We start from the raw sequence: 5,574 nt of genomic DNA on the forward strand, positions 1-5,574 counted from the left end.
GCTAACGTGTTTGTATATGATTTGTTGCGTGTTTCAGCACCTAATTTAGCAAATAAAAACGGAATAGAAAATCCGCGAGGGTTTTCGTAAGCAGGCTAGAACCAGCAATAAATTATATACGGTGTTAGCAAAAGTTTTTTATTCCTTATTTAGAAATTCAGACACTACAGAATTTTTTTCAGATTCCATTTCGCAAGTCCAACTGTCAATAAACCATCTTCCTTTTTCGTAATGAAGTTGAACGCTATTCAGTCCTCTAATATTAGATTCCGTATTTGGGTCAGTTCGTATTTCGAATGCACTCCAAACTTGGGCAATACTTCCATATTTACTCACTGTTCTTTTAAGTTCCTTTTCGTAAAAATCTTCTTTCGGTGATAATCCGATTGGTATATATTCCGCCTCCAAAGAATGAGTTTCCGCTTTTCCATTTACATCAAGTCTTGTAATAAAAGCATTTTTTGAATGAATATATTTATCTCTTTCAAATTCCCAAGGTTCACTACTCGAGCCCGAAACAACATCATAATATGCATTTATTATCGCATCTACTGATTTTACATCTTCTGCGTATTTTTCTTTGTTAGTTTGTCCAAAAATTGAATTGAAAGCGAAAATTATGCTAATTGAAGTAAGTATTATTTTGTTCATATTGGTTGGTTTTTTTAATTTTTGCTAACGTGTTTGTGTATGATTAGTGGCGTGTTTAAGCACCTAATTTAGCAAATAAAAACCGAATAGAAAATCTGCAAGGATTTTCGTAAGTAGGCGAGAACCAGCCATTAATTATACACGGTGTTGGCATTTCGTTATTTTTTGTTTTTCTTAATTGACTGTTTAATCAAACTCAAAATATATTCTAAATGTTCGTCCGATTTTATTTGTAATTCATAATCTCCATTTCCCCAATGTCCAGTTGAAGAAACATCTCTTGTAATTCCTTTCGGGTCGTCAAGTTCTCCAATTGTCATATTAATCCAAATTTTCAAAGCTTTTCTTTGCGGATGAATATCAACTACATTTCTGCCTGAAACAAAAGCAATGTATTTCTTTTTTGGTTTAACTTCTATATTATCAAAATTCAGAATTGCATTTTTCATTTTCTCATACAATTCCTTTATTTCTTCGCTTGCGTTTTCCAAATGTTCCTGTTCCGAATAGACTTTAATTTCTTTCGCAACATTGTCTATTGTATGGTCGGTTTTTGAAATTGTTTTTATGCTTTCTTGTGCTCCTGCTTTTTGTATTTGTTCGTAAGAAACAGTATTGTTTTCAAACCTTTTGACTTCCCAAAGTTCAATAGGTAAGTCTTTAAAATTTATTGCCTCACGTTGATAATTAGTAAAAGCTGGTGAAACAAATAAAACTCTTGACTGTGACCAATCCACGTCATTCCGTTTGAGTGTTTTGTCAAGATTTTCATTAAATTCCAAAATAAAGTCTGCTTTATTATTTAGCATTAATGATAAATAAGCATAACCTTGGTCAATTACGCTAAAGTTCTTATCTCTCTTATATTCAATTATTACAAAAGCATTTGCTTCTTTGTCAAACGCAAGAGTGTCAATTCGGAAGTTATTTAGGGCAAATTCAGATTTCACAAAGTCAAGTCCGAGAATTGTCTTTAAATTACTTTCTGTCAAATCTTGAATTTCTTTTTCAAGTCGAAATGGTTTTTCCTTTATATACTCTAAAGATTTCTCAATTTTAAATAATGCCATTTATTTTCTTGATTTTCGTTTTTTTAATGAATGCCAACGTTGTTGTATATGGTTTGTTGCGTGTTTAAGCACCTAATTTAATAAATATAAACCGAATAGAAAATCCGCGAGGATTTTCGTAAGTAGGCTAGAACTAGCAATAAATTATATACGGTGTTGGCAAATCGTTTTTTATGTTCAAATCGTTTGTATTCCGACAAATAAAGCTCCAACAATTATTATTAAAAGTCCAAATGAAAATAGTTTGTCAGAAATTTTCACTTTTGGATTTTCAGCTCCAAATCTGTCATTTATTTCGTCCGAATATCTCAAAAAGAGAATAAAATCCCGTTTGTGCATATTTTCACTTAATCGCTTAAAAACTCGGTCAAAAGTCCAATAAATTATTGGTACACAAAATCCGAAATACATTATTCGGTCATTTCTTAATTCAGAGTCAGAGTATAAAATTCCGAACAGTCCAATTGTCAAAAGTCCGACACAAATCAGCCACACTATTTTCGGTTTCATCCATTTCGTTTTTCTTGTGTAAAGAATAAAGAAACTAATTCCGAGTGCAATTCCAATTCCGATTATACTATTATCCAATTCGGTTTACAGTTTTAGGTTATTATTAAACTTAAAATTCCAATTGCCACAGTTATTAATAACATTATTCCTGAAAATTTTCGCAAATTATTTGACTTTTGTTTTAATTTTTTGTTTTGATTTTCGACATTCCAACTTATTTTGAACATTGAGTTTAACATTAATTCATAAGAAGAAAACGAAAATGGATTAAGAATCGGAAAAAGAGGATATTTGCTTTTATCAGCTGAATAGTAAATCCAAAGATTCATATAAATTCCAATTCCAAACGAAAAGAAAGACAGAGCAAATGCAAAAAAAATAATTCCAAATAAAATGTCATTCATATGTTTTCGTGGTTTTTCTCAAATGTTTGCCAACGTGTTTGTATATGCTTTGTTGCGTGATTAAGCAACTAAGTTAGTAAATAAAAACGGAATAGAAAATCCGCGAGGATTTTCGTAAACAAGCTGGAACTAGCAATAAAATATATACGGTGTTAGGCAAAGTATCTATTGAAGATTTATGTTTTCTCCAGTTATTGTTTTTATTAATAATTCAGCTGTTTCAATAGAGATCACTTTTCCCAATACCATATCATTAAATTTACCTTTAATAACTTCGGTCCAATTTTTCTTATTTAATCCACTAATTAAATCTTTTATTTCATCAGCCTCATTGAAAATAATTTCTTGACCAAATTCCAATTTCATGATTTGGCTTTTTAGAGTCTCAAAATTATTTTCATAATTATGGATTTCTTCTCTTGAAAAGTAATCGTATTCTTGTTTTATTTTACTTTCTCTAAAATACCATTGGATTAATTCTATAAATGGTTCAAAGAAATAACTATTGAAGTCTTCTTGCCAATCATTATAATTTCCACTTACTTCATACCATTCGTTAGCAGATTCTATATAATGATTTGTATATTTTTTTTCTACTTGATATTTTTCTTTTATTTCAAAATAAGCAAATGCTCCTTGAATTTCCCGAGTTTTTAAAGAAGACATAAACTCTTTTGTTAATTTATGTCTAATTCGTGACTGTTTTAATTCAATTCGTTCATTGTTCAGTTCTGCAAAGTCTTCACTAATCCGTTCTAAAGTTCTTTTAGAAATAGGTTGCTCAAATAAAAAATTAAAGAATTGGTCTATTTTAATTTCAAGATATTTTCTTTCAGCAAATCTAATATCTGAGCTATAATCTGAAATTTTTTCTATTACTTCGTCTAAATCTAGGTTTCTCATTTTATATTTTGCCTAACGTTTATGTATATGAGCTGTGGCGTGTTTTTGCATGAACCTCTCCAAATATAAACTAACTTTGGGAAATCCATAGATTTTCCAAATGGGCACAGACCAAGCCATAGCTTATATACGGTGTTGCCAGTAGTTTTTATTTCCTCAATTTTGTTTTCAGTTCTTTTGCCTCCGATAAAGTGAATTTTTTATTTTCTTTAAATTCCTTTATACAATATTCTATATTTTTTAATCCTTTGCTCTTTAATATTCCTTTTTCTGCACAAACTTTGGCTATGAAATAACTGAAAATCAGTTTCCCTTTTGGATATGTTTTTATCGAACTTTCCAAAAAGTCAATTGCGTCTTTCGGTTTGTCCAATTTCTCATATATAATTCTAAACGGTCTTTCGTAATAGAAAACATTGTCGTTATAACCTTTTTCGATTTGAAGTTTCCAATTTTTCAAAGCTTCATCGTAAAGTCCCATCTCTTCGTACAATTGAGCCTTTTGAGAATATGCTTCGTCTTTTGCGAAAAATTCATTTTTTTCGCCAACTTCAAAAAGTTGTTCCAAAAGGTCGCTGTTTTTTTTCGCTATTACCAAGTCTAAAAGGTAATAGAAATCATCTTCGTCCAAATTAAAGTCTATTCCATAATTTTGTTTGGTAGAATTGGTTTTACCTTCCAAATAATCCGAAACAGATAATTTTTTTTCATTTACTTTATTCTCGAAATCATTGTAATTTCTATAATCCGAAAACATAAACATTAGAGCATCATTTAAGGATTTTACGACCAAATCAAGATGTCCTGAATTGTAAACTTCCTCTTTTAATTTAAGACGAACGTTTGTGTTATTTTTAAAAATACTATCTAATTTTTTTCCTGTTGCAAGTCGGTATTTATCATCTTTAGTTCCCGAGGAAACAAAATAGTACAAATTTTTGCTTTTATCTTTCGCTAGTGACTTGTTTAGATTTTCTATTTGTTCTTTTAATAAGTCTGGCGTTATGGCAATAAATCCTTGAAATGCATTATTTGGCATTGAAATAATTTGGCTTGCAAGTGTTGCAGTATTGGAATGACCAACTAATATATTAAATCCTGATACAGAATAATTTGAATTGATTAAAGGAATTATTTCTTTGTAAAGGTGATTTTTTAATTTTTCCGAACCTTCTAAAAATTGGTCTGTTGGAATGTTTATGTCATTTCCATAATTGGGTGTTGTTTCATAATTTCGGTCATTGTGAAAAATTCCAACCACAATACAATTTGGAATCACATTATATTTTGCTAAATAATTTTCGTAATTGGTTGTAATTTCAAAAAGCTCGTAGCCATCTAATGTATAAATAACTGGATATTTTTGTTTGTCGTCGTAGTTTGATGGCAGATAAATTTTTACAGTTCTCTCGTCCTTAAAAAAGTCTGATTTGAGTTTCTCGACTTTGTATTCGTATTTAAGCGTGTCTTTCGTTTCAGATTGTCCGAATGTTGAAAATGAAATAAATAAAATTACAATTGCAAAAATTTTGTTCATAGTTCGATTTTTTTTTCAAATTACTGGCAACGTGTTTGTATATGGAAAGTTGCGTTTTTGTCAGCGAGGATTTTCCGAAGGAAAATCAGAAGTTAGTAAAAGCGCAACCAACCTTATTTAAGCACTAATCTAGCAATTTTTTATATACGTTGTTAGCAAATGCAGCTCTAATTAGTAGGAAACTTAATAAAAAGAAATTTCCAACGTTAAATAAGAGCAGATAGATTTACGCACCAGATAATCTGTTTATTATTTAGTTAATTAAAATCTTTGTGACTTCAGTTTTACTTTTAGTTCCGATTTATCTAAGCAAATTTTGTTAATTATAAGTTAGGGAATTAGGTAAGCCAAAACCAAAACAATAGCAGAGAAAATAGAGGATTGACATTGTTTTTGCTAACGTATACGTATATGGAAAGTAGCGTTTAAATAATGACTTGTCTTTCCGGCTTGTATATATTTTATAAAGAAACAAAAAATATTGATTAAACAACCAATT

At 29.8% G+C, this 5,574-nt stretch carries 5 protein-coding genes; all 5 read right to left on the reverse strand.

Annotated elements, in window-relative coordinates; translation table 11 throughout:
* Nucleotides 1-138: 138 nt before the first annotated feature.
* Nucleotides 139-651, reverse strand: coding sequence for a hypothetical protein (locus ACVCZW_RS01420; protein WP_452227590.1), 513 nt, complete (start codon nt 649-651; stop codon nt 139-141).
* A 158-nt stretch (nt 652-809) separates the two neighbouring features.
* On the reverse strand, nt 810-1,721 hold the full coding sequence (locus ACVCZW_RS01425) for a DUF5655 domain-containing protein (protein ID WP_452231476.1): 912 nt from the start codon (nt 1,719-1,721) through the stop codon (nt 810-812).
* A gap of 602 nt (nt 1,722-2,323) precedes the next feature.
* Nucleotides 2,324-2,635, reverse strand: coding sequence for a hypothetical protein (locus tag ACVCZW_RS01430; protein ID WP_452231477.1), 312 nt, complete (start codon nt 2,633-2,635; stop codon nt 2,324-2,326).
* A 165-nt stretch (nt 2,636-2,800) separates the two neighbouring features.
* Complete coding sequence (locus ACVCZW_RS01435; RefSeq protein ID WP_452231478.1) at nt 2,801-3,538, reverse strand: hypothetical protein; 738 nt, start codon at nt 3,536-3,538, stop codon at nt 2,801-2,803.
* Nucleotides 3,539-3,686: 148 nt separating this feature from the next.
* The gene (locus tag ACVCZW_RS01440; RefSeq protein WP_249989796.1) at nt 3,687-5,075 is read right to left on the reverse strand and encodes an alpha/beta hydrolase-fold protein; all 1,389 of its coding nucleotides are present in this window, start codon (nt 5,073-5,075) and stop codon (nt 3,687-3,689) included.
* Nucleotides 5,076-5,574 lie beyond the last annotated feature (499 nt).

This window comes from Lacinutrix sp. MEBiC02595, from assembly GCF_053601555.1.